Consider the following 24802-nt stretch of genomic DNA (forward strand, 5'->3'; position numbering starts at 1 on the left):
TCGGCGACGGCCTCGGACTCCTCGGCAGTCACAGCTTCGACCGGCTCCTCGGCCTCGACGGCGGGCACCTCGGCGACGGCCTCGGACTCCTCGGCAGTCACAGCTTCGACCGGCTCCTCGGCCTCGACGGCGGGCACCTCGGCGACGGCCTCGGACTCCTCGGCCACCACGGCCGGAGCCTCCTCGACGGTCTCCGCCTCGGTCACCGGCTCCACGACCTCGACGGCAGTGGCCTCCACAGCGGCCTGGACCGCGACGGCTTCCGGCTCGGCCTCGACCTCAACCTCGGCCACGACCTCAGCAGCGGGCTCCTCTGCCTCGACCGCCTGGGCCTCAACCGCCGCCTCGACCGCCGCGGCCTCGGCCAGTGCGGCGGTCGCGGCGGCCACCAGGTCGTCGGCGGCCGGGGAGGGCGCCGGGAGGGACACCACGGCGACCGGGGCTTCCTCCGTCACGTCCTCCACCACCGCGGACTCGACCGCAGCCGACTCGACCACAGCGGACTCGGTGTCCGAACCCGATGCCACCTCAACAACCTCGGTCCCGGCCTCCACATCAGCCGGGACCACAGCCTCAACCTCAGTGGCCTCCTCGACCGGAGCCGTCACCGAAACCGGCGTCTCCTCCGTCAGCCCGTCCCGCTGCCCGCCCGCCAGCGCCTGACGCGCGGCGGCCTCGGCATCGGCTTCGGCATCGGAGAGCTCGGCGTCCGGCAGCTCAGCGTCGGACGCCTCGACATCAGCTGCAACGTCGGCCTCCTCGGTAACCAGTTCCTCGGCCACCGACTCACCCAGTCCGTCGCGCTGCCCACCGGCCAGCGCCTGACGCGCGGCGGCCTCGGCATCAGCATCGGAGAGCTCGGCATCCGGCAGCTCGATGTCGGACGCCTCGACGTCGGACGCCTCGACCTCGGCCGCGGCGTCCGCCTCCTCCGCGACCGGCTCGGCGAGCCCGTTCCGCTGCCCGCCCGCGAGCGCCTGGCGCGCCGTGTACGCGGCCTCGGCGGCGCGGCGGTCGGCCTTGGCGGCGGCGAGTTCGGCGAGCAGGTCGGCGAGGCCGGCCTCCTCGAGGGTGGCGCGCAGGGCGCGGATGGTGGGCAGGCGGTAGAGGGTGCCCTCGTCGGCGGCGAGCCGCTCGACCAGGTCGACGAGTTCCGCGAAGGCGAGCCCGTCCAGGTCGTGGTCGGGCAGGAGGCGGGCGAGGTCGCGCAGGCTGGTGTTGATCGGCTCGAAGGCCTGGGCGGTGCGCTCGACCAGGGCGCCGTCGGCGGGCACGCTCGGGAGGGTGCCCGCGGGGGCGAGGGCGGCCCAGGCGCGGCGCTCGATCTCGGCGGAGGTGAGCGCCTCGTGCAGGTCCTCCCGGCGGACCTTGCGGTCGTGGGCGAGGGCGGTGGCCTGCTTGCGCAGCGAGCGGCCGCGCAGCCAGGAGAGCTTGACGCCGTTCTCGCGGCGCCAGGTGCTGTCGGCGGTGGCGGCGGCGAGGGCGACGAGGTCGGCGTCGTACGCGGCGGTGGTGAGGATGGCGGACGTGCGGTGCACCCGCTGGAGCATCTCGACCAGCAGCGCGGTCTTGGCGACGGTGTCGGGTTCGTCCAGCTTGACCTCGGCGGCCAGGGCGGTGACGGCTTCCCAGGTCTGCTGGAGATCGCGGCCGCGCAGTTCGGCGAGGGCGGTGGAGGCGGCGCGGGCGTCCTCGGGGGTGGCGACGGTGTCGACGGCCGCGTACCAGGCGTGGGTGTCGGCACTGAGTGTGAAGGCCCCGAGTTCGGCGTAGCGGCCGAGGTCTTCGCGGAGGTCGGGCTCCGCGGCGGCGTCCTGGGGGTCCTTGACGTCTGCGGCGTCGGCGACGTCCGCCGGGTCGGCTGCGTCGGCGTTGCGCGAGTGAAGCACTGTCATGTGAGGTCCGGTTCTGGGCGACGACGGCGGGGCTGGCGGCGAGGGGGCGACGGACCGGTTGCGCGGGGTGCCCCTGGAGCGGGGCCGGGGGCAGCGCGGTCGGGCCGTCGGTTGTGGAGGCCCAGAATACGGGTGCCCGTTCGAGCCTTGCACGCACCCACCGCCGGACGGGCCGGTGTCGTGTGCCATACCGCCCGCCTGGCCGCCACCCGGGAGGCCCGCCCGGGTGGTACGGCACTGGTCCGTACGGGTGCCCGGAGGGGTGGCCGGGGTACCCGGACGGACGACCGGGCTGGTCACCGGGGCTGGTCGCCGGGCGGCCGGCCCGGGCGGTCGGCCCTGGGCGGGCGCGGGCGCCGCAGCCGGTCGAGCCGGACCTCGCGGGTGCCGCGGGCCGGCCGGCCGAGCGGCGGACGGAAGCCGGCCCGGCCGAGGGTGGGCAGGTCGACCGGCGGGAGGTACTCGTGGAACGCAGTGCGGTGCCACCACGCGCCGGTTTCCCGTAGTTCGCGCCATCCGGTGAACCGGTAGAGGTAGAGGGTCGCCCGGACGTGGGTCGGCGGGGCGTCGGGGAAGGGGTTGTGGCGCAGCAGCCGCAGGGTCGCCCGGTCACCGGTCAGCAGACGGGCCACGAAGGGCAGGAACCAGGGGCGGGCGTAGGCGGGCGAGATGCCGGCGAACCACATCAGCCAGTCCAGCCGCAGGTGGTAGGGGGCGTACTGGCGCGGGAGCCGGCGCACGTCGCCGGGTTTGCCCTTGAAGCCGTACTCGCGCCAGACGGTGTGCGGGGTGAGGACGGCTTCGTCGGTGCCCTCGATCACGACCTCCTGGCGGAGGCGGTTGACGCTGCCGAAGGCGCCGTAGGTGTTGACCAGGTGCAGCCGGTTGAAGGAGCGGTTCATCACCTGGCCGCGCGAGAGCATGTTCCGCACCGGCCAGTAGCTGAGCACCAGGACGGCCGCGGTCACCGCGCTCACCAGTGCCTCGTACCAGACGGGGGCGGCGGGGAAGTCGTGGGCGTGACCGGGCAGTCCGAGGCGGGTCGGTTCGACGGCGGCCAGGGCGAGGACGACGGTCAGCCAGTTGAGCCAGGCGAAGTTGCCGGAGGCGATCAGCCACAGCTGGGTGGCGATCACGGCGCAGGCCGCGTAGCCGGCGACCGGTTGCGGGAGCAGCAGGCCGATCGGGACGACGAGTTGGACGAGGTGGTTGGCCGCCGCCTCGACCCGGTGCAGCGGGTCGGGCAGGTGGTGGAAGAACCAACTGAGCGGTCCGGGCATGGGCTGGGTCTCGTGGTGGTAGCGCAGGCAGGTCAGGTCGCGCCAGCAGCTGTCGCCGCGCAGTTTGATCAGCCCGGCGCCGAACTCGACCCGGAAGACCAGCCAGCGCATCAGCCAGAGCACTGGTGTGGGCGGTGCGGTGGAGGCGTTGCCCAGGAAGACGGCCAGCGAGCCCGCTTCGAGCAGCAGCGACTCCCAGCCGAAGGAGTACCAGGTCTGCCCGACGTTGACGATGGAGAGGTAGAGGACCCAGAGCACCGCCCAGGCCAGGATCGACGCCCAGAGCGGGACGGCGTCGCCGAGCCCGGCGGCGACGGCGGCGGCCAGCGCGGCTCCGCTCCAGGCGACGGCGGCGAAGAAGCGGTCGCTGTAGTGGAGGTGGAAGATCCCGGGTGCCTGGCGGAACGGGACACGGGCGGTGAACCGGGGCACCGGCAGCATTCCGTCGGTGCCGATGAGGGCGCGGAACTGCGCGGCGGCGGCGAGGAATCCGATCAGGTAGAGGCCGGCGAGCAGGCGTTGGACGAGCAGTCGGCTCAGCCAGTAGTCGGGGGCGGCGAACCAGTCCGTCCAGTCCATGCGGCCCATGCCTACCATCGGCGGGCCGCCGCCGGGCCCGGCCGGGGCAGGGGCGACGCACGGTTCACCCGCTCGGCCCGGGGCGGCGGGCGAGTCGGCGACCGGGTGCAGCTACGACCGTGGGCGAACTGCCGTGGGCGAACTCCCGGCCGGCCGCGCTGCCGGCCGGGAGTCGCCCCGGACGGCAGCGCGGCGGGGTGCCTCTCCTCGGGGGTGAGAGGCGCCCCGCCACGGGGGTGGACGGTTCGGACGGTACTGATGGTTCGGAAGGTACTGATGGTGCGGCCGGCGGGTGCGGCCGCGGGCCGCGCTGCCGCGCACGGGGCGACGGTCGGCCGCTCAGCTCGGCAGGACGAGTCCCGACCCGCCGACGATGCCCGGCCGACCGGTCGTGGACGCGGCGCCGTTCTGCTGGAGCCGGTCGACCAGCAGCGCGGCCAGCGTGCCGAGTTCCTCCTCGGTGCGGGACTGGGCGGTGACGTCCATGCCGACGGTGAGGACGCCGTTGACCTGGCCGGTGCGTGCCGACCGCAGCGGGGTGCAGGTGAAGCTGAAGACCTGCTGGATGCGCTGCGCCTCGGGGCGGCCGGACTGGACCCGGACGTCGTTGAGGACGGTGGCGCGCCCGGTGTGGTGGGCCTCTGCGACGGCCTGCTGGAGGCCGGCCGCGCCGAGCTGCGGGTAGGCCGCGCCGATCGATCCGTACGCCACCGGGGCACCGAAGGTGTCGGCGTGCTGGGCGTTGGCGTAGCGGATCTCCTGGCCGGGGCCGTCGGTCAGCATGATGGGGAACGGGGAGCCGTCGAAGGCCGCGAACATCTCCTGCTGCTGGGCGAGCAGGTTGTCGCGCAGCCTGATCTCGGAGAGCAGCGCCTCGGCGAGGTGCTGGATGTCGCGCAGGCGCTCGCGCCCCCACTGCCGGGGTTCCCGGTCGAGGACGCAGACGGTGCCGATGACGGTGTTGGTGTCGTCGACGAGCGGGGCGCCGAGGTAGGCCCGGACGCCCAGTTCGTCCACGACGGGGTTCCCGGCGAACCGGGGGTAGGCGAGGATGTCGTCCAGCGCGAGGGGCGAGCGCTGGGCGACGACGTGCGGGCAGAAGCCGTGGCTCAGCGGCATCTGCCGGGTGGGAAGGTCGAAGGCGATGCCCCGATCCGCCCAGGAGGCGCCTTCTTCGGCCGCGGCATCGCCGGAGTTTGGCGGAATGTAGAGCCCCCGGAACATCTGACGCTCGTCGTTGATGAAGTTGACCATCGCGATGGGAGCGCGGGTGATGCTGGCTGCCAGGTGGGCGAAGCGGTCGAAGGCCTCGTCCGCGGACGGTTCGTTGAGACCCAGGCCGCGCAGCCTTCGGGTCCGCTCGGACTCCCCGGCAGCACCCGGGAACTGGCCTTGAGTGCTCATCACATCAGTCATGGCGCACATGTAATCAGACATCCGGGCGCCGCGGTGCTACCGGGACCGATCGCCGTCGTTGCTGATTGGCAGTCAAAGCAGCACGTGAGCGACCCACGGCGAGCCGGCGGAGCGGGGATAGCCCACTCCCCAGCGAGCGCCGCGACAAAACCTGTTGACAAAAGGACGGGCCGAATCTCGCCATTCCAAGATCGGCTATGTGTGGATCCCATAAGCACATATGACAATGAGCCCTGCCGAAGACACGGACGGTAGTCTCCCCGCCCCACGGGAGACCCGATCCAAGGTCCGCATGCACCGATGGCTTCGACGCGATCGGCGCCGCCACACCTCCACACCCCCACCCTCATCTCGCCGGGGGAGCGGCCGGAGCGGCATCTACGGCGTGAACGGAGGCACGACCACTCACAGGAACGAGAGGACCGAACATGGCGATGGACTACTTCACCGATGAGCGGCACGAGAGCCTCCGCGCGGAAGTCCGTGAGTTCGCGGAGAAGGAGGTGCGTCCTCAGGTGGCCAGGATGGAGGCCGACCGGGAGATCGAGTTCGAGCTCTCGCGGGAGATCGCCCGCCGCGGCTGGATCGGCGTCACGATCCCGCGCGAGTTCGGCGGCTTGGGGCTGGGCCACCTCGCCAAGACCGTCATCGTGGAGGAGCTGGCACGGGTCAGCGGCGCGATGGGCGCGATGGCCCAGGCCTCGCAGCTCGGCGTCGCCAAGGTCCTCCACTTCGGCTCGGACGCCCAACGGCGCGCCTGGCTGCCGAAGTTCGCGTCCGGTGAGTCCCTCCCGACGATCGCGGTCACCGAGCCGGAGTCCGGCGGCCACGTGCTCGGCATGGCCGGCACCGCCCGCCGCGAGGGCGACGAGTACGTGCTCAACGGCCGCAAGGTGTTCGTCGGCAACTCGCACATCGGCGACGTCCACGGGGTCGTCCTCCGCACCGGTCAGGGCAGCAGGGGGCTGTCCGCCTTCCTGGTCGAGAGCGACCGGCCCGGCTTCCGCGCCGGCGCGACCGGCACCCAGGGCGGCCTGCACGGCTTCAGCTTCGGCGAGCTCGTGTTCGAGGACTGCCGGATCCCGGTCGGCAACCGGCTCGGCGTGGAGGGGCAGGGCCTCGACGTCGCCTACTCCTCCTCCACCCTGTACGGCCGGCTCAACCTCGGCGCCGTCGCGCTCGGCATCCACGTCGCCGTGGTGGAGGACACCGTGCGCTACGCCGAGGAGCGGGTGCTCTACGGCAAGCCGATCAGCCAGCTGAACAGCATCGCGCTGAAGCTCGGCGAGATGCAGTCCCGGCTGATGACGGCCAAGTTGGCCGCCTACCACGCCTCGTACCTGCTCGACCGCGGCAAGGCCTGCGACGCCGAGCTGATGAACGCCAAGCTCATCAACACCGAGTACGCGATGGACTCGGCGCGCCAGGCGATGGAGATCTTCGCCGCACGAGGCACCCAGGAGGAGCACAACGTCCTGCGCTACCTGCGGGACGCCACCCACGTCTACGCCCCGGCCGGTACCTCGGACGTACAGAAACTGCGGCTCGGACAGGTGGCGGCGGGCACGTACGGCAAGCAGTGGTCGGCCGAGCTGTCCGACCTGGCGAGCTGGGCGTGGACCGAGCTCAACGCGCTGGAGTACGACCGGGCCTCGGTGAACGAGGCGGACGAGCGGTTCGGACGACACGGGCGGTACGGGCGGGGCGTCCGGGGCGCGCGGGTGGTGCCGTTCTCCGCGGCGAGCTGACCCGGCCTGCGCGGCGGACTGATCCCCGGCGGACGAAGCACCCGCCCGGCGGACCCGCCCATCGGAGCCGCGGCATGACAACGGTTTGACCTGTTCCTGACCGGCTCTCCGGGAGGCTCCACCAGGCCCCCGGAGAGCCGTTCCCGCTTCGCGACGACCGTGCTGAGCTGCGGCGTTCCGTCGGCGAACGCTCCGACCGGAACCGGTCGGCACGGCCATCAACCGTTCAGATGTCGTCAGTTGATGTTGCGATAAGGGCACCTGGGACTGATAGGTTTCCTGCCGTCGGCGGCCGTGCTGCACCCCGCCCGGACGGTGACACCACGTCACCAGGTCCGGCGACACCGGCCTCGGCGCCCTGAAGCCCGGTCCGGGCCGCCCGGGCCGACCCGCCGTTCGGACCCGAGACCCGGCCTGCAACTCGGCCCTGCAACAAGGAATCAGATGCCAGGCATATCGGCCCCCCGCACGGGCCACCGCGCCGGCCGGTCCGGCTCCCTCCGCAGCTCGCTCCTCGCCCTCGTGCTGGTCCCCAGCCTGGGCCTCGCCGCCGCCTGGGGCTACGCCGCCTACCTGCTGCGCGACGCCGGGAACCGCACCGCGCTGGTGGCCGGCACCGCCGTCGTCGCCCTGGTGCTGCTGGTCAGCCTGATCCGCGGCGTCCAGGCCGCCCGGACGCTGTCCGCCCGGCTGGCCGGACTGCGCACCGACACCCTCGCACTCGCCCAGCAGGAGATCCCCGAGGTCGTCGACCGGCTGCGCGCCGGGGAACCGGTGCCCACCCCGCCCACCTGGACGCCCTCCCGGCGGATCGGCGACGAGGTCCAGCAGACCTCCGACGGACTGGCCGCCGTCCGGCAGGCCGCCGTCGCCGCCATCGTCCACCAGGCCCAGGGCCGCGAGGGGACGAAGAAGGTCTTCCTCAACATCGCCCGACGCACCCAGATCCTGATCCACCGGCAGATCAGCATGCTCGACGCGCTGGAGCGCGAACACGAGGAACCCGAGCTGCTGCGCGAACTGTTCGCGGTCGACCACCTGGCCACCCGGATGCGGCGCAACGCCGAGAACCTGGTCATCCTCGGCGGCGCGCTGCCCGCCCGGCGCTGGCGCAACGCCGTGCCCGTGGTCAACGTGCTGCGCAGCGCCGTCTCCGAGACCGAGAACTACGCCCGGGTCGTCGTCCAGGGCGTGCCGCGCACCTCGCTCAGCGGGCAGGCCGTCGCCGACGTGATCCACCTGGTCGCCGAGCTGATCGAGAACGGCACCACCTTCTCCCCGCCGTACACCCAGGTGCAGGTCTCCGCGCAGGAGGTCCCCAAGGGCCTGGCCGTCGAGGTGGAGGACCGTGGCCTCGGCATGACCGAGGAGGAGTACGAGCGGCTCAACGAGTACCTCGCCAACCCGCCGGAGCTGGACGTCTCCGCGCTCGGCGACGACCTGCGGCTCGGCCTGTTCGTGGTCGCCCGGCTGGCCGCCCGGCACGACATCCAGGTCACCCTGCGGCCCTCGCCGTACGGCGGGACCCGGGCCGTGGTGCTGGTGCCGTCGGTGCTGCTGGAGCAGGCCGAGCAGCCGGCCGCGGTGCCCGGGCTACCGTCCGGCGCGCGGGTGACCCGGACCCCGGTGCCGCAACCGCGGCCGTCGGACGGGGAGTTCGGCGGGGTCGACGAGGAGCTGTCGGGTGCGCTGGCGGGAGTGCTCAGCGGACTGCTCGGCGGCGGAGCGGCCGGGGCACCGGATCCTGGCGCTGCGGTCGGGGCTGCGGCTGCTGGTGATGCGGTCGGCGGCGATGCGGCTTCCGGCGATGCGGCTCCCGGCGATGCGGCTCCCGGTGATGCGGCTCCCGGTGAGGTGATCGGTGCTGATGGGGTCGGGGGTGACGGCGGCGGGGCCGTACCCGACGCCGGGCTCCCGGTCGGCGCCGAGATCCCCGGGCTGCCCGGCGCCGTGGTGGTGCCCCGGCCCGCGCTACCGCGTCCGTACGACCTGCCGTCCGGTCCGTCGGCGGAGCTCCTGGCGGGACTCGCCGGAGCTGCCGGCGTCGGCGGCGCCCAGGGTCCGCACGCGGACGGGCAGTTCGCGGACGGGCCTCTCCCGGGCGGACGTCCCGCGGAGTCGGCGGCAGCGTTCGACGGGGTTCCGGCCGACCGGTCGACGCCCACCCACGAACGCCCGCAGGAGGACCACGTGGAGCACGGCCCGGACCGCGAACTGCGCACCCCGCGGGTCCTGCCGCAGCGGGTCCGCAACGCCAGCCTCGCCGAGCAGCTCCGCGAGGCCAACGCGCCCGGCGGCATGATGCCGCCGTCGCCCGCATCGTCGTCGCCGTCCTCGCTCGCCCCGCCGTCCGGCACGGCGGTGCCGTACGGGGCCCAGGCCGTCCCCGCCGTCCCCGGCGCGTTGACCGGTCCGCGGTTCGGCGAGGCCGACGACCCCTCGCCGGCGCGGTCCCGCGCCACCATGGCCGCCATCCAGCGCGGTACCCGGAGCGCCCGCGCGGCCGGTTCCGAACCGGACGCGCCCGCCATCGCCCCCCACCCGGCCGCAGCTTCCGCCCCCGAGGGGGCCGCGGAAGCCTCCGCCGTTCAGGAAGCCAAGGAACAGCAGTGATGACGCAGCACACCGACACCCAGCGCGACCTCAACTGGCTGCTGGACCAGCTGGTGGCGCGGGTACCCGAGACCCGGCACGCCATCGTCCTCTCCGAGGACGGCCTGCTGGTCGGCATGTCCCAGGGCCTGGACCGGGCCGACGCCGAGCACCTGTCCGCCGTCGCCTCCGGCCTGCAGAGCCTGGCCCGCGGCGCCGGGCACCGCTTCAACGGCGGGCGGGTCCGGCAGACCGTGATCGAGATGGACCAGCTGTTCCTGTTCGTCACCACCGCCGGACAGGGCGCGCGGCTCGCCGTGCTCACCAGCGAGCAGGTGGACGCCGGACTGATGGCCTACGAGATCAACATGCTGGTCAAGCAGGTCGGCCAGTACCTCACCGCGGCGCCGCGCAGCGACGCGGGCCAGGCCGTCGTGGGTGGCGGTGCGTGACCTCCGCCGACGCCGACGAGGGCTGGTTCTACGACAAGGACGCCGGCCACCTGGTCCGCCCCTACGCGATCACCAACGGGCGCACCGGCCCGGTCCGTGACGGCTTCGCGCTGATCACCCTGGTGGTCACCGCCGACCCGCGCACCGACACCAGCCGGTTGACCCCCGAACCGGCCGCGATCCTCGACCTGTGCCGCGAACGTCCGCTGGCCGTGGCCGAGATCGCGGCCACCATGGACCTGCCGGTGAGCGTGGTCAAGGTGCTGCTGGACGATCTGGCGGAGGCCCGGCTGATCCTCACCCGGGCCCCGGTCCAGCTCGCCGAGGCCCCGGACGTCTCGCTGATCCAGGCCGTGATCGAGGGTGTCCGCCGGCTCTGACGGACGGCCGGACGGACGTCCCCGCCCCCTCCCCCGCCCCTCCTCGAAACTTCCAGTTCCCTTCCAGGAGACCCGAATTGACGACCAAGAGCCTGGTGCCGGGCGCGGTCAAGATCCTCGTCGCCGGCGGCTTCGGCGTCGGGAAGACCACCATGGTCGGCTCGGTCAGCGAGATCGAACCGCTGCAGACCGAGGAACGGATGACCCGCGCCAGCATCGGGGTCGACAGCCTCGAGGGCGTCCAGGACAAGTCCACCACCACGGTGGCGATGGACTTCGGGCGGATCACCATCCGCGAGGACCTGGTGCTCTACCTCTTCGGCACGCCGGGGCAGTTCCGGTTCTGGTTCATGTGGGACGACCTGGCACTCGGCGCCCTCGGCGCGATCGTCCTCGCGGACACCCGGCGGCTCGAATCCAGCTTCGCCGCCGTGGACTTCTTCGAGCAGCGCGGCATCCCGTTCGCCATCGGGGTCAACTGCTTCCACGGCCGCCGCGAGGCCACCCCGGAGGACGTCCGCCGCGCCCTCGACCTCGGGCCGGAGGTGCCGGTGGTGCTGTGCGACGTCCGGGAGCGGGCGTCCAGCAAGGAACTGCTGCTCGCCCTGCTCGACCGGGTGCACCGGGACGCACTGGCCGCCGGACGGCGGTGAGGGCCACCTCCCGGCGTACCGGTTCCCGCGTACGGGCCCTTCACGGGCCGGCGTTCGGGTGCCGGGGGGCTACGCCTTCGCCGGGGTGAGCTCGGCGAGCGCGTCCACCAGCGGGGCCAGCTCGGGGAGTTCGGCGGCCTGCGCCAGGGTCGCCTCCAGGGTCGCGTCGTGCACCGGGCGGGCGGCCTCCAGCAGGGCGCGGCCCTCCGGAGTCAGCTCGGTGTAGATGCCGCGCCGGTCGTCCGCGCAGAGGTAGCGGCCGAGCAGGCCGCGGTCCTCCAGGCGGCTCACCAGCCGGGTGGTGGCGCTGCTGCTCAGCGCGGCGGCGCGGGCCAACTGCTGCATCCGCATGTGCCAGCCGTCCTGCCGGGAGAGTGCCTCGAGCACCGTGTACTCGACCACCGAGAGCTTGTGCTCCGTCTGGAGCGCCTTCTCCAGCGCGGCGTCGATCAGCCCGTGCAGTGCGGCGAGCGTTCGCCAGCCACTGGCCCGGACCTCGGCCGCGTCGTCGCGGATGGACATGGCTCGCCTTCCCTTCGCGTTCGCCGGTCTGCTCTGTGCTATCTGCTCTCCCGCAAGTATGCCAGTTTGCGCGCATTATCGGTCTCTGCAATTACTTCGATTCAGGCTCCTGGCGTCGGTTCGTCCGGTCCGTCGGCTCCCCAGGCGGCGGAGCAGAGCGCGGTGGCCAACGCCTCGGTGTAGTCGGCGGCGGCCAGCCAGGCGGTGGCGAAGGCGTCGTGATCGTCCGGGACGATCCGACCGAAGACATCCCGCCGCTGGTTCGCCGCGGCGGCCCGCAGACCGTCCAGCAGCTGGGCGGCGGTGGCCAGCCCGGCGGCGCGCAGCAGGCTCCGGTCGGCCGCCGCCGTGGTCGCGCTCGGGGCGAGGGCGGACCGGCCGGTGGTCACCGTCTGCTCCACCCGGCGGCCGAGCACGTGCACCGGCGGGCCGTCCGGGGCTGCGGTGGGGAGCTCCGTGGTGGGGCCCGCCGGATGGTGGGAGGTCTGGAGGTCGGCGGTCTGGAGGCGTTCCAGGCCGAGGTTGGCCCGGCCCGCCCAGTCTGCGGAGAGCGCGAGACGCACGGGTCCGGGCTGGTCGGGCCCGGGCTGGTCGGGCCCGGGCCGGTCTGCGGTGTCCGGGGGCGTGCCGATCGCGAGCAGGCGCAGCTCCGGGCGCTCGGCGCGCTCCAGTCGGCCGATCAGCCGCAGCCGCAGGCCGGGGGCGGTGGCGAGCAGGGCGAGGTTGACCCGGAAGGCCAGGTCGGGGTGCTCGTGCCCCGGGCGCAGCGCGATCACCAGGTCGCTCCCGGCGGCGCGGGCGAGCAGCTGGGGTGCTCCGCCGGGGCCGGTCGGGGCGACGCCCAGCAGGGTGACGTCCAGGAACAGCAGGTCGCTCCCGGCCGGGCGGCTCTCGTACGGCAGCTCCTGCGCCGCGAGGGCCCGCGCCACCTGCGCGGCGGGCGGCTCGGACCAAAGCCGGGCCACCGGCTCCGCCGTCCAGTCCGCCCCGGCCGCGCGGACCGCCCGGACGGAGGCCCCGGCGCCCAGCCGTCCGGCGGCCGACCTCGTCGCGCCCTGGACCGCCAGCCCGGCGCGGCTGAACTCGCGGTGACTGAGCGCGGCATCGCCCAGCCGGACCGTACGGTTGCCGGCCCCCACCGCCAGCGGGGCGGCGGTCGCGGCATCACCGTGCGGAGTCACCTCGGCGACCGTACTGAGTCGGCCGCCGGCGTCCACCGCCCAGCTGACCGCGCCCGCGTGGGTCGCGGTCAGCACCGGCTCGGCGAACAGCCCGTACAGCCGCAGGCCGCCCTCCTCGGCGTAGGACTGGCGCGCGGTGCCGCGCAGGGCGGCGAGCGGGGCCGGGTCGGGGGTGGTGACCGGCATGGTCAGGGCCACGGTGAGGCCGAGCAGCTCACGCAGGCCCGCCACCAGGTCCGCCAGCCGGTGGTCGGGCGCGCCGGAGCGCGCCGCCCGGACCCTGGTCACCACGGCGACCGCCGCCGCGGCCGGACGGTACAGCCCCGCCACCCGCGCCCGGTGGGCGGCGCGCAGCAGTTCGGCCTGGGCGACGGCGCCCGCTCCGCTCACCCCGGCGGCCAGCAGGGCGCAGGAGGCCTGGTGGAGGTGACGGGCGGCGGCCAGTTCGGGCGGGGTGAGGGCGGTGGGGGCGGGTGCCTCGGGTACCTCGGGTACCTCGGGTACCTCGGGTACCTCGGGTACCTCGGGCGTCTCGGGCGTCTCGGGTTCGGGGGTTTCCGGGATTTCGCCGACATCGGTCGGCTCGGCCAGCGGGCACAGGGTGACGGCGGCCGCCCGGTGGACGCAGGCCGGGGCCAGCAGGCAGCCGCACCGGACGTCGGCCGGGTCGGCGATCACCCCGCCCGGGGCGTGCAGGACGAGCAGGGCCTCCTCGTCCACCTGCACCCGCCACTCGTCGCCCGCTCGGCTGATCGCCCGCTGCGCCAGCTTCGCCGCCGCGCCGTCCAGCCGCTTCTGCAGGCGGGCGCTCAGCCCGGACACCACCTCGGCGACCACCTCGGGCCGGACGCCCGGCCACTCGCTGTCGTGCGTCGTCGCGTTCGTCGTCGCGTTCAACGGACCTTCTCCCCCACCCAGCGGGCCAGTTCCAGCGGGCTCAGTGCCGCCACGGGCATACCGGCCGCGACCAGCTGCCCCGCGACCGACTTCGAGTACCGGGCCGTCCCGGTGTCGTCCAGCGCCGCGCAGCCGAGCAGGTGAACGCCGGAGTCCACCAGGGCCCGGGCCTGCGCGAGCAGCCCGTTGACCGGGCCGCCCTCCTCGAAGTCGCTGACCACCGCGACCAGCGTCCTCGACGGCACCGTCACCAGCTCGCGCGCGTACCGCAGCCCGGTCGCGATGCTGGTGCCGCCGCCGACCCGCACCTCCAGCAGCAGGCTCAACGGGTCCGCCACCCGCTCCGTCAGGTCGAGGACCTCGGTGGAGAAGGCGACGAAGTGGGTGCTCAGCGAGGGCACCCCGGCCAGGATCGAGGCGGTGAGCGCCGCCCAGACCGTGGAGGCCTCCATCGACCCGGACACGTCCACCACCAGGATCAGCCGCCAGTCGTTGGCCTGCCGCGCCCTGGTACGGAACACCGGACGCTCGGGCACGATCACGGTGCCGGAACCGTCCGGTGCGGGCCGGGCGGTGGCGAGGTTGGCCCGGATGGTCCGGTGGAGGTCCAGCCCGCCTCCCGGGCGCCGGGACGGGCGCGGCACACTGATCCCGGTCAGCGCCGGGCGCAGCCTGGTCGCCAGCTCACGGCTCAATTCGTCCACCAGGCGCCGCACCAGCGGGCGCAGCCGCGCGACCCGGGCCTCGGGCAGGCCGCCCGCGTGGTCCAGCACCGTGCGCAGCAGGTCGACGGACGGACGGACGGCGGACGGGTCGATCGCCTCCAGGACGTCCGTCCGGCCGTGGGCGACGGCGGCCGCCAGCACCTCCTCCCGCACACCCGGACCGAACAGCGCCTCCAGCTCCTCGGCCCACTCGCGCACCCCGGGGAAGGGCGCCTCGCGACCGCCCCGGTCGCCCAGGCCCGGGCCGGAACCCTCGCCGTGCCCGCTGCCGTACAACTCGTCGAGCGCGGTGGCGAGTCGGGCGCTGCGGCCGGTCAGACCACCGGTGCCGGGGCGGCCGAGCAGCAGGCGCCAGCGATCGGCGGGGGTGAGGGCGTGCGGCCCGGTGCCCGGGGGCGTGGCGGCGGGTTCGGGTATGGGTGCGGGTACGGGCACGGGTTGCGGGGTCGGCTCCGGAACGGCGTCCGGAGGTGGCAGCGGTGCCAGCCCCCGACGGGCGAGAACCGCGCGGGCGGCCAGGTCCGCGCGGACCCAACTCGCCACCACGACGGGGTCGACCGCCTCGGGCAGCGCGGCGAGCCGGGTTCCGAGGCGCTCCTCGACCAGGGCCAGCAGCCGGTCACGGGCGGCCGGGCTGAGCGTGTCGAAACCGCCGCGCAGCGCGGGCAGCCGGTCCAGGAAGGCGGTGTCCGGCAGTGACGTGACCCGCTCCAGCACGGGTTCGAGTGCCTCGGGCGCGCTGTCGAACAGTCCCTCGGCCGCGCTCAACAACCCGACCAACGCCCGCCCGAGCGCCTCCCGCGTCCGCGGGTCGGTCGCCCCGTCCACCCAGGACGCGGCCCGCCCGCCGAACACCCCGGCCGGTTCCTGCCCCAGCAGCACCCGCACCGCCCCGACCGCACCCCGCACCAACGGGCTCCCCCGCTCCGCGAGTTCACCCAGTACGTAGCCCAGCCGCACCCCGCCCAGCCGATCGGCCCGCCGCGCCAACTCCACCAAGGCCCGAGCATCCGCCGGATCGTCCGACCCGCCCAGCCCCTCCACCTGCCGCACCGCGGCAGTGGTCAGCAGCTCCGCGGCAGCATGCAGGGGGCGTGCGGCAGACCCCTCAACGCTCGTGTTGGAGTCTGATGTTGGATCACCGCCAGCAAACGCGACCGGTGAGTCGTCGGAAGTCCCTGCCCCGGCAACGGAAACGAGCCCGGAGGCAGCCCCGGCCAGGGTCTCCGGGTGAGCCACCCCGGCAAGCGGACCCCCCGGATCGGAACCGCCGTCACCAAGAGCGCCGCCCATGGCCTGCCCGGCCTGCGGGTACGCGACGGCAGAGCCGGCACGACCCGAACTGCCCGCGACCGCCGAGCCGCCGGACGGCAGCGCGGCGGCAGATCCAGCACTGCCGGAGGCAGCCCCGGTGGGCCCGGCTGGGGTGGCGGAGCCGGCGTCGGCCGGGTCGCCGCCGTCGGTGGGCGGGGGTGGAGTGTGAGACGGCCGGGGGGCGAGGCCGGGGAAGTGGCCGGCGACGAGGCGGTCGAGGAGGGTGAGGGCGTCGAGGAGGTCGGGGAGGGTGGCGCTGGTGGGGAGGGTCGTCGTGAGTTGGGTGAGGCGGGTGGTGGTGAGGGCGGGGAGGGCGCAGGAGGCGGCGGCGGTGAGGCCGTCGATGATCTCGCGGGGGGTGGGGTCCTCGCTGAGGCGGGTGCGGAGGTTGCCCTCGGCGGCTTGGGCGGGGGTGACGCCGCGGGTGCCGGCGACGGTGAGGAGGGCGGCGACGGTGGGGGTCCAGTGCAGGCGCCAGCGGGTGCCGAGGGTTTCGGTGCCGCCCGGGCCGGTGGTGGGGACGGGCTCCGCGTAGGGGACGCCGCAGGCGGTGAGGCGGTGGAGGAGGACTTCGCGGCGGCGGTCGAGGGGGCTGCGCAGCGGGTCGAGGCGCAGCTCGCGCGGGCCCGGGTCGACGGGGCCGGGGAGGCCGAGCTCGGCGAGGAGGGCTTCGACGGCGGGGGCGAGCCCGCTGCGCGGGGCGGTGGGGGTGGGGCGCCCGGTGCGGGTGCCGACCAGGACCTGTTCGAGGGCTCGGGCGACGGCCCGGCCGCGACCGAGGGGTTCGCCCTGGGCGAGGACGGTCTGGACGGCTTCGACGAGTTCGCCGCGGCCGGGGGCGGCGTGGCCGCGCAGCCGGGCGAGGTCGCCGGCGAGGCGGACGATCTCGCGGGCGTCGGCCGGGCCGGAGGGGTGGTCCTGGGTGCGCAGGGCGGCGCAGATCCGGACGGCGGTGGCGGTGAGCGCCTCGGTGAGGCGCTCCGGGTCGCCGCCGGCGTCGAGGACGGTGTGCTGCCACTCCGGGTCGCGGATGCCCGCCGGGTAGCCGGAGCGGGCGTCGAGCAGCGGGTAGGTGTACGGGATCAGGGAGAGCACGTGCCCGGGGTCGTCGGGGGCGGCCGGTTCCTCGGGGGTGATCGGGCCGTCCAGCAGGGCGGGGGCGTGGAAGGAGCCGACGACGACGGCGATCCGGCGTCCGTCGGCCGCGGCGGCGTGGATGCGGGCGCGCATCCAGGCCTCGCGGCGCAGGTCGTACGGGTCGACGCCGGGGCCGGTCTCGGCGTCGTGGCGCAGGGCCCAGCCGACCAGGAGGCCGGCGCGCCGGACGGCCTCCGGAGTGGAGCCGGGGGCGGCGGTCTCGACCAGGCGGTCCCACAGGTCCTCGTCGGAGTCTCGGCCGGTGAGACGGTGGCGCAGCGCGTCCGCCACGCCGGGGGACGCGGGGCCCTCCGCCCGTCCTTCCGTCGGACCCTCCGCCCGTCCTTCCGTCGGGCCGCGGCGGGCACGGGTGCCGTCGGCGGCGGTGCGGTGGGCGAGCGGGAGGTCGCAGGCGATGGCCTCGACGCCGTGGCGCCGGGCCCAGCGCAGGGCGACGAGTTCCGGGGAGAAGTCGGCGAAGGGGTAGAAGGCGAGCCGGCCGGGGTCGTCCGGGCCGGCCGGGGCGGCGGCGAGGGCGACCGGGGCCTCGGTGGCCTCGTCGGCGAGCAGGTCGAGCCAGGGCTGGAACTCGGCGGGCAGTTCGATCAGGACCGCCTCGGGACGGGCGGCGTCGAGCAGCGCGGGGAGGGCCGCGCTGAGGGAGGGCGCGTGGTGGCGCACGCCGATCAGGTAGGGCCCGGGGCGGTCGGTGCCGGAGCCGGCCAGCCGCTCCGCCTCGGTGCGGACGTCGAGGTCGGTGGCCGGGTCGGTGGCCGGGTCGCTGGCGGGGTCGGTACCGACGCCGGGGTCGGCGCCGACCCCGCAGGGACCGTCCGGGGTGGGCTTCACCGCGCTGCTCGTCATCGTCAGGCCTCCAGCGCCGAGCGGAGGTCCCACAGGGTGCGCCAGGTGGCGGCGCCCTGTTCGGCGCGGCGGCGGACCGGGCCGTCCCAGTAGCCGAGCAGCCGGGCCGCGTCCGCCGGGTCGTCCTTGCGGACGACGCCGAGGAGTTGACCGGGGAGGCGGCCGAGGAGGTCGCCGCCGTCGGGCAGGTAGGCGGCGGTGACGCCGAGCGCGGTGGCGACGGAGACGGCTTCCGCGGTGCTCATCACGGTGGACGGGCGCTCGACCTCCCAGCCCTCGGTGGAGCGGCCGGTGCGCAGGTCGCGGAAGGCGGTGACCAGGGCCTCCAGGACGGCGTCGTCGACGGCGTAGCCGGCGCCGGCCCGGGCGACGGCGGTGGTGGACTGGCGGCGGACCAGTTCGACCTCGGCGGCGAGGCTGCCGATCGGGCCGACCGTCTCGAAGTTGAACCGCCGCTTGAGGGCGGCGGACATCTCGCTGACGCCCTTGTCCCGCAGGTTGGCGGTGGCGATCAGGGTGAAGCCGGCGGCGGCGTGCAGCTGCCCGTCCGGGGTGCCGGCCAACTCGGGGACGGCGACGCGCCGTTCGGAGAGCAGGGAGACCAGGGCGTCCTGCACCTCGGGCAGGCAGCGGGTCACCTCCTCGACCCGGGCGACGGCTCCGGTGGTCATCGCGGTGAGCACCGGGGAGGGGACGAGGGCTTCGCGGCTGGGGCCCTTGGCGAGCAGCAGGGCGTAGTTCCAGCCGTACTTGAGCTGGTCCTCGGTGGTACCGGCGGTGCCCTGGACGGTGAGCGCGCTGGTGCCGCAGACGGCGGCGGCGAGCAGTTCGGAGAGCATCGACTTGGCGGTGCCGGGCTCGCCGACGAGCAGCAGGCCGCGCTCCCCGGCGAGGGTGACGACGCAGCGCTCGACCAGGGCGCGCTCGCCGACGAACTTGGGCTCGATCACCAGGCCGCGGCGCCCGGCCTTGAGCTTCTCGCCGCCGCTGCCCATGACGAAGGTGACGACGGCGCGCGGGGTGAGCCGCCAGCCGGGCGGGCGCGGGCCGCTGTCGTGGGCGGCCAGGAACTCCAGTTCGGCGGCGTGCTTCTCCTCGGGCGGGACGATCTGCCGTTCCGGGGTCGCGATGGTCTCGGTGGGGGTCATCGGCGGGCCTTCCTGCGCTTGCTGGTCTGGAGCTCTTCGTAGCCGGGGGCGTCGCCGTCGACGGTGCGCCGCCACGCGAGGGCGAACAGCTCGGGGACGGGCAGGTGCGGCAGCACCGGCTGGTGGGTGGGCAGTTCGTACAGGGCGGCCTTCCAGGTCTCCACCGGCAGGGCGGGGGCCTTGGCCTCCTGCCAGCCGCCGGGCAGGAAGAGGCTGCGGCCGGCCCGGGCCCGCTTGGCCTCCAACACCAGTCCGGAGGCCGCGAGTTCGGCGCGGGCGCGCTTGAGCCGGGCGGGCTTCCAGCCCGTCCAGCGAGCGGTGTTGCGGTCGGTCGGGTCGGGCAGGGCGAGCAGTTGGAGGTGGAGCGCGGCCGCGTCCTCGCCGAGGCCGTGGGTGCGGGCCACCTCGGCGACCAGCTCGGGGGCGGACAGCTGCGGGTTCTGCAGCCAGGCCGGGCCGTCGCCGGTGGCCGTCACCGCGTCGGCGGAGGCGGCCAGGCGCTCCGGTTCACCACTCAGCACGGACTTGACGGCGGCCAGCTCGGGGGCGAACCAGTAGTCGTCGGCCAACCCGAGGAGCACGTCGAGCAGCGGGTCGTCCGGACCGGTGAACCCGGCCGGGCGCAGCCAGACCTGTTCGAACTCGGCGTGGTTCGGGGTGAGGACGAGCGCGGGGCCGCAGCGGACCAGTCCGTCCGGGTCCGCCCCGCCCTCGGCGGGAAGTCCGCAGTGGCTGCGCAGGACGGCGGCCACCGAAGCGCCCTTGGCGGTGCGGACCAGATCGAAGCCGAGCAGCAGTTCGGGGTCGGCGAGCCGCGCGCGCAGCCCGGCGGCGGCCTCGGGCAGCCGGGCTCGCAGCGGGTTGTCGGCGGGCAGGTGGTAGGCGAGCCAGCGCAGGGCGCGGATGGTGGTGCCCAGTGCGCCGGAGTGGGGGACGGCGGAGGCGTCCTCGGGGACCAGTCGGGGGGTGCCCTGCCCGTCACTGGTGAGCCGGAAGGTGGTGGTGCCGGTCAGCCAAGGGGTGTGGCCGGGGTTGAGCACCGCCTCGATGGTGGTGATGGGCAGGCCCTGGACGGTGGCCTGAGCCTCCTCGGGGAGGGTGACGAGCCGTCCGAAGCGGCGGATCCAGGCCTCGGCCCCGGCGGCGAGGTCGGGGCCCTCGGTCCACAGCCGCTTCGGGTCGTCGGCGGGCAGCAGGGCGGCCCAGACGGCGGCGATGCCGAGGTGGTCGTGTCCGCGCAGCCAGTGCTGGGCGGCCTTGACCTCGGCGGGCTTGAGTCCGTACTCGGCGGGCAGCGAGGCGTTGCCCCACTGCAGGAGGCCGGGCGGCGGGCTGAGCAGCAGGGTGGCGCGGGCGGTGCCGATGCCGGTGAGGTCGGCGAAGGCGGCGGCCCGGGCCTGGTCCCAGGGGACGGCCCGGCGCAGGGCGGCGACCCGCCAGAACTTGGCGATCCAGGCGGCGCTGACCCGCTCCTCGGTGCCGCGCTCCCGGACGGTGGTGAAGTGGGCGACCGGGCCGAACTCGCCGCTCGGGTCATGGTCGACGGCGAGCCAGTGCACCGTGCCGTCGGTGTACTGGCGCTGGTAGCCGAGGATGACCACGGTGCGCTCGCCCCGGCGCAGCACCTCGCCCTGGCGGTGGGTGGCCGGCCGACCGGTCTTGGTGGCGTCGGTCCGTTCGGCGAGGACGATCTCGCGCAGGGTGGCGCCGCGGTCGGCGAGCGGACCCTTGGTGAGCTCGCCGAGCAGCAGCACCAGGGAGGAGCGGTGGGCCGGTTCGGTGAGCGGCGCGGCGACGGCGTGGGCCAGGACGTCCAGTCGGCCGAGCAGGTGCAGCCAGCCGTGGTTGGCGTCGCCGCCCTGCACATTGATGGTCGTCGGGGTGCTCCAGCCTTCGCCGCTCGCGGCGGGCGGGTCGGCGAGGACGGCGCTGACGGCGCGCAGGTTGTTGAGCGTCCAGCAGCGGTCGGAGGCACCCCAGCCGCTGCCGAAGCCGCCGATTCCGGGCAGCACGGCGCCGACGGCCGCGCGCAGTTCGTGGTCGCGGCCGTGCTCGGGCCGCCACTCGGCGGCCTCGGCCTTGGCGGGCCGTTCGGCGTCGGGCTGCGGGAGGAACCGGGAGGTCCGGTCGAGCAGGTCGGCGGCGAACCGGGCGAGGCCGGCGACGCCGGCCAGCAGCCGCGGGTGGGTGATGCCGGGCAGGGCGGCGCCGACCGCTTCGACCGGCAGGCTGTTGCGGGCCTCGCCGCGCTGGGCGAGCGGGCGCCGGACGCCCTGGACGGTCAGCCAGCGCTGTTCGTCCTCGGGGACGGGTTCGGTGTCGACGGGCCAGGCGAGGTCGATCAGCCGGGCGGCCTGCTCGGTGGTCAGGGCGCGCAGCACCCGGGAGCCGGCCTCGTCGCGGGGCCGCAGCGCGTGCCAGTGGTCGTAGGGCGGGACCAGCGCCGTACCGGCGGCGGCGAGTTCACCCGCTCGACAGGAGCGCAGGTCGGCGGTGCGGTCGGAGCGTTCGGCGAGGTCGGGCAGGCCGAGCTCGAGGAACTCGCGGGTGCGGCTGACCACCGGGCCCTGCGCGCCGGGCAGCGCGAGTCGGCCGACCGGGAGGACGTGGGTGTCGTTGCGGTCGTTCAGCGGCAGCGCGATCCGCTGTCCGTCGGCGGTGAAGGTGGTGACGGCGCGGCCGGGGTCGCGGCGGACCCAGCTGCCGAGCACGGTGCCGTCGGTGCCGAGCGGGGTGCCCTCCAGGCCGGGCTGCAGCGGCAGCAGACCGGTGCTGCCGAGGACGAGCGGGCCCGCCCCGGCGGTGGCGGCGATCACGGGCGGTTCGGCGGTGCGGCCCAGGGTGCCGGTGGCCGGGTCGAGTTCGCGCAGGACGGGGCCGCCGCCCGGGGCGTGGCGCAGCGTCCAGTAGCCGGTGCCGTCGCCGAGGACGGGGTGTTCCTCGGGCAGCCGGGTGTCGCCGGGGTGGAGCGGGCGGGTGCCGGTGGTGCGGCCGCCGCCGGGCAGCGGGAGGGAGGCGACCTCCGGGTGGCGGTCGCCGTAGTGGTAGCCGGCGATCCTCGGGCCCTCCAGCTCGAAGGTCCGGTCCGGCCGGCTGGACCAGTACGCCTGCTGCTTCCCGTCCTCGTACCAGATGACGAGGAGTTCGCCGTCGACGAAGCGCAGCCGGGGCCGGTTCCGGTGCTGGGCCGGCTTGGGCAGCCGCAGGGTGTGCTCCAGCACGGTGCCCTGCGGGCCGACCACGATGGCCCGGTCGCGGCGGGCGAGGATCAGGTACGGCCAGGCGTCCTCGACGATCAGGTCGTTCAGGCCCCAGGCGCGGTGGCCGGGGGCGGTGTCCGGGAGGGCGTCGGGCGCGGGCGGGTCGGCGAGCCGGCCGAGCGCCTCCTCCAGGGCGGGCCAGCCGAGTTCGTCCAGGATGCCGGCGCCGAGGGCGCGGGTGAGCAGCCCGGTGACGTCGAGCGCGGCGATCTTCTCGGCGGCGGCCGGGGCGACCGTGCGGATGGCGGTGCGGAACTGCGTCAGTGAGCGGACCAGGTCGTCGGCGCCGGCCAGGCCGCGGACGGCGGCGAGTTCGTCGGCGCGCTCCTCGGCCCACTCCGTGAACAGCTCCTCCAGCAGCGGCAGGACGGCCGCCTGGTGCTGGACGGCCGGGTCCCAGGCGGACGGGGCGGCGCGGCGCAGCAGCGGCCGGAAGCGCTCGTCTGCGGCGACGGCGCTGAGGGCGGCGGCGTCGGGGCCGCTCTGCCCGACCCACTCGCGCAGGTCGAAGCCCAGGTCGGCCGGTGGGTCGGCGACCGGGACGCCGGCGGCCAGCAGGAGGTTCAGCAGGTCGAGTCGGGTGTGGCTGGCGCGGATGCCGGTGAAGAGGTCGACCGCGACGGCGTCGGCACGCAGCCGCTCGACCATCCGCCCGGCCAGGGCGAGGGTGGCCGGGCAGCTGGGGCGGCTGCGCCAGCCGCGGCCGAGGTGGTGGCACCAGCGCTGGAGCCAGGCGGCGGCGGGCTCGGCGCCCTCGGCGCGGGCGCCGGTGAGCAGCTCCTCCGCGCCGGTCTCGGCGAGGACGGCCAGCCACGCGGTGTCGTGCTGGGCGGAGTCGGTGCCGGCGGCGGCCGGGTCGGGCAGCAGCTCCAGCAGGCGGGTGCGGACCGCGGCCTCGCGCCGGCCCAGGTCGACCAGTGCGCCGTGCCAGGACTTCCAGAACGCGGCGGGCGCCCGGGTGACCGCCGGGGAGTCCAGCAGCTCGGCCAGCAGCGCCCGTTCGTGCTCGGCGCGGTCCAGCCCGGCGGCCCGGATCAGCGCGCGGGCGTCCTCGGCGACGCCGGCGTACGGGGCCATGCCGGCGGCGGAGCGCTCGGTGCACAGCTGGCGGAAGCGCTGCCAGGCGGTCAGCGGGTCGAGCCGCTGGGCGAGCTCCTTGACGTACTGGCGCAGGGACTTGACGGTGAGCGCGCCGGCCAGGGCGAACTCCAGGAAGACGGCGCGCAGCCGCTCCTCGTCCACCGCCAGGTTGTGGGTGCGCTCGGCCTCACGGGCCTTGCCGAACCAGGCGGCGGCGTACGTCCGGTTGTCGTGGGCGAGGAAGATCCGGCCGACCTCCTCGCAGAAGGTGGGCAGGAAGTGCGGCACGGCGCGGCCGAGCCGGGTGGCGAGCGCCTCGAAGCCGTCCTTGGCGGCGCCGGGCTTGGACCGGGCCTGGCGGGCCAGCCGCTCCAACTCCTTGACCAGGGCGAGCGCGTGGTGTCCGTTGGCGGGGTCGTGGACCAGCGCCCAGGCCGGGAAGCCGAGCGCCTCCTGGCGGACCTGGCCGACCTCGACGGGCTCGCCCGTGGGGGTGAGGCCGAGGAACTCCAGGGCGAGGTCCTCGGCCTGGCCGAGCGCACCGGGGACCAGCCGGACGATCCGGCGGCCGTCCAGGGCGGGGTGGGCGTAGCCGCGGGCGGTCAGCACGTCGGCGGCGCTGTCGGGGCGACCGGCGCCGGGCAGCGTGCCGGGCGGGAGGACGGCGCCGGCGTCGAGCAGCGCCTCGGGCGTCGCGGCGCCCTGGTTCGGGACGGTGGTGGTCATGCGGGCTCCTCGCCTTCGATCGTGCGGCCCGCGTACAGGGCGGCGGCCATCCTCATGCCCTCGGACCAGGCGACCGGTCCGACCTCGGCGAGCGGCAGGGCCCGGCCGTCGGGGCCGGCCCAGCTCAGCGCGCCCGTCTCGCAGGCGTCGTACTCGTAGTAGTCGCCGACCCACACCCGGGCCTCGACGGTGCGGCCGCCCTCGGTGATCGGCTGCACCGCGGAGCCGCCGCGGACCCGGCAGCCGAGCCGGGTGCAGCGCCCGACCAGCTCGCGCAGTTCGCGGTAGCGGCCGCCGGCGTAGGTGGAGACCTCGGTGCCGGCCGAGGGCTCCTCGGGCCGGTGCCAGACCTCGCGGTAGAGCTGCTGGACGCGCTGGGAGACGCCGAGTTCGACGGCGAACTCGCGCAGGTCGTCGAGGTCCGGCAGCAGCACCGGGTGGGGTATCAGCACCTCGCCGTCGGTGAGGCGGACGGTGTCGCCGTCCAGGTCGACCAGGCCGAGGCCGCGCTCGGCGTCGGCGTCGCGCAGGAAGCCGGCGACGGCGCCGTCCGGGCCGGTGACCACGACGTCCCGCAGGACCGCCCGCCAGGCGTCGTCCGCCCAGACGGCGGCGAGCACGGCGGCGGGCACCGGCAGCGAGCGCACCATCCACCGCTCGACGTCCTCCTGGCAGCGCCGCTCGTGCGCGGCGAGCCATTCGGCGAGCTGCTTGAGCTGGGTGACCACCGGGTCGTCACCGAGCTTCGACGGCACGGACTTGAGCGCGCGCCCCGCAGCGTTGCGGCACACCACCCTGCCCTCGTCGTCGAGCGCGACGCGGTACCCTCCCGCGCCCGTCTCCACCCATGCCACGGCCGTACTCCTCCCACCGGGGAACGTCGTTCTGATCGCCTGCTGACCAGCGATGCGAGGAACGTAGCGAGGGGTACTGACAACGCGACGGGCGGGGGG

The 24802-nt window shown here is 75.2% G+C and carries 13 protein-coding genes and 1 pseudogene; 5 read left to right on the forward strand and 9 right to left on the reverse strand.

The features are described from left to right. The 3 genes and pseudogenes from ACWCYO_RS12375 to ACWCYO_RS12385 form a co-directional block, all read right to left on the reverse strand. Nucleotides 1–1895 (reverse strand): annotated as a pseudogene (locus ACWCYO_RS12375) (hypothetical protein); the annotation flags it as partial. Between the two features lie 296 nt (nucleotides 1896–2191). Then, nucleotides 2192–3763, reverse strand: coding sequence for a lipase maturation factor family protein (locus ACWCYO_RS12380; protein WP_449784202.1), 1572 nt, complete (start codon nucleotides 3761–3763; stop codon nucleotides 2192–2194). A 330-nt stretch (nucleotides 3764–4093) separates the two neighbouring features. After that, entirely contained in the window at nucleotides 4094–5170 is a 1077-nt protein-coding gene (locus tag ACWCYO_RS12385; RefSeq protein WP_449784203.1) for a GAF domain-containing protein, read from the reverse strand. Nucleotides 5171–5598: 428 nt separating this feature from the next. On the opposite strand from ACWCYO_RS12385, the gene ACWCYO_RS12390 reads away from it, so the two are divergent. From ACWCYO_RS12390 to ACWCYO_RS12410, 5 genes are all read left to right on the forward strand, one after another. After that, entirely contained in the window at nucleotides 5599–6918 is a 1320-nt protein-coding gene (locus tag ACWCYO_RS12390; protein WP_449784204.1) for an acyl-CoA dehydrogenase family protein, read from the forward strand. Between the two features lie 444 nt (nucleotides 6919–7362). Further along, a complete protein-coding gene (locus tag ACWCYO_RS12395; RefSeq protein WP_449784205.1) occupies nucleotides 7363–9531 on the forward strand; it encodes a sensor histidine kinase in 2169 nt (722 codons plus the stop codon). After that, nucleotides 9531–9962: a roadblock/LC7 domain-containing protein gene (locus tag ACWCYO_RS12400; RefSeq protein ID WP_270142429.1), complete on the forward strand. Its 432-nt coding sequence runs from the start codon at nucleotides 9531–9533 to the stop codon at nucleotides 9960–9962. Before ACWCYO_RS12395 ends, ACWCYO_RS12400 begins: the two co-directional genes overlap by 1 nt. Continuing rightward, nucleotides 9959–10342 (forward strand): DUF742 domain-containing protein, encoded by a 384-nt coding sequence (locus ACWCYO_RS12405; protein ID WP_270142431.1) that lies wholly within the window; start codon nucleotides 9959–9961, stop codon nucleotides 10340–10342. The genes ACWCYO_RS12400 and ACWCYO_RS12405 overlap by 4 nt, the downstream gene beginning before the upstream one ends. Nucleotides 10343–10419: 77 nt before the next feature. Further along, the gene (locus tag ACWCYO_RS12410; RefSeq protein ID WP_270142432.1) at nucleotides 10420–10995 is read left to right on the forward strand and encodes a GTP-binding protein; all 576 of its coding nucleotides are present in this window, start codon (nucleotides 10420–10422) and stop codon (nucleotides 10993–10995) included. A 69-nt stretch (nucleotides 10996–11064) separates the two neighbouring features. On the opposite strand, the gene ACWCYO_RS12415 is transcribed toward ACWCYO_RS12410, so the two are convergent. The 6 genes from ACWCYO_RS12415 to ACWCYO_RS12440 all read right to left on the reverse strand — a co-directional run bounded on the left by ACWCYO_RS12415 (nucleotide 11065) and on the right by ACWCYO_RS12440 (nucleotide 24703). Further along, entirely contained in the window at nucleotides 11065–11517 is a 453-nt protein-coding gene (locus ACWCYO_RS12415; protein WP_270142434.1) for a MarR family winged helix-turn-helix transcriptional regulator, read from the reverse strand. 101 nt (nucleotides 11518–11618) lie between these two features. Next, nucleotides 11619–13595 carry a hypothetical protein gene (locus ACWCYO_RS12420; protein ID WP_449784206.1) on the reverse strand — a complete coding sequence of 659 codons (1977 nt, stop codon included), beginning with the start codon at nucleotides 13593–13595 and terminating at the stop codon, nucleotides 11619–11621. After that, nucleotides 13592–17635, reverse strand: coding sequence for a DUF5682 family protein (locus ACWCYO_RS12425; protein WP_449784207.1), 4044 nt, complete (start codon nucleotides 17633–17635; stop codon nucleotides 13592–13594). Before ACWCYO_RS12425 ends, ACWCYO_RS12420 begins: the two co-directional genes overlap by 4 nt. A 2-nt stretch (nucleotides 17636–17637) precedes the next feature. Continuing rightward, nucleotides 17638–18783, reverse strand: a complete 1146-nt coding sequence (locus ACWCYO_RS12430) for an ATP-binding protein (RefSeq protein WP_270142438.1) — start codon at nucleotides 18781–18783, stop codon at nucleotides 17638–17640. Further along, on the reverse strand, nucleotides 18780–23849 hold the full coding sequence (locus ACWCYO_RS12435) for a hypothetical protein (protein WP_449784208.1): 5070 nt from the start codon (nucleotides 23847–23849) through the stop codon (nucleotides 18780–18782). Before ACWCYO_RS12435 ends, ACWCYO_RS12430 begins: the two co-directional genes overlap by 4 nt. Then, a complete protein-coding gene (locus ACWCYO_RS12440; protein ID WP_405000615.1) occupies nucleotides 23846–24703 on the reverse strand; it encodes a DUF4132 domain-containing protein in 858 nt (285 codons plus the stop codon). The genes ACWCYO_RS12435 and ACWCYO_RS12440 overlap by 4 nt, the downstream gene beginning before the upstream one ends. Nucleotides 24704–24802: the final 99 nt, after the last annotated feature.

This window comes from Kitasatospora sp. NPDC001683 (assembly GCF_053596495.1).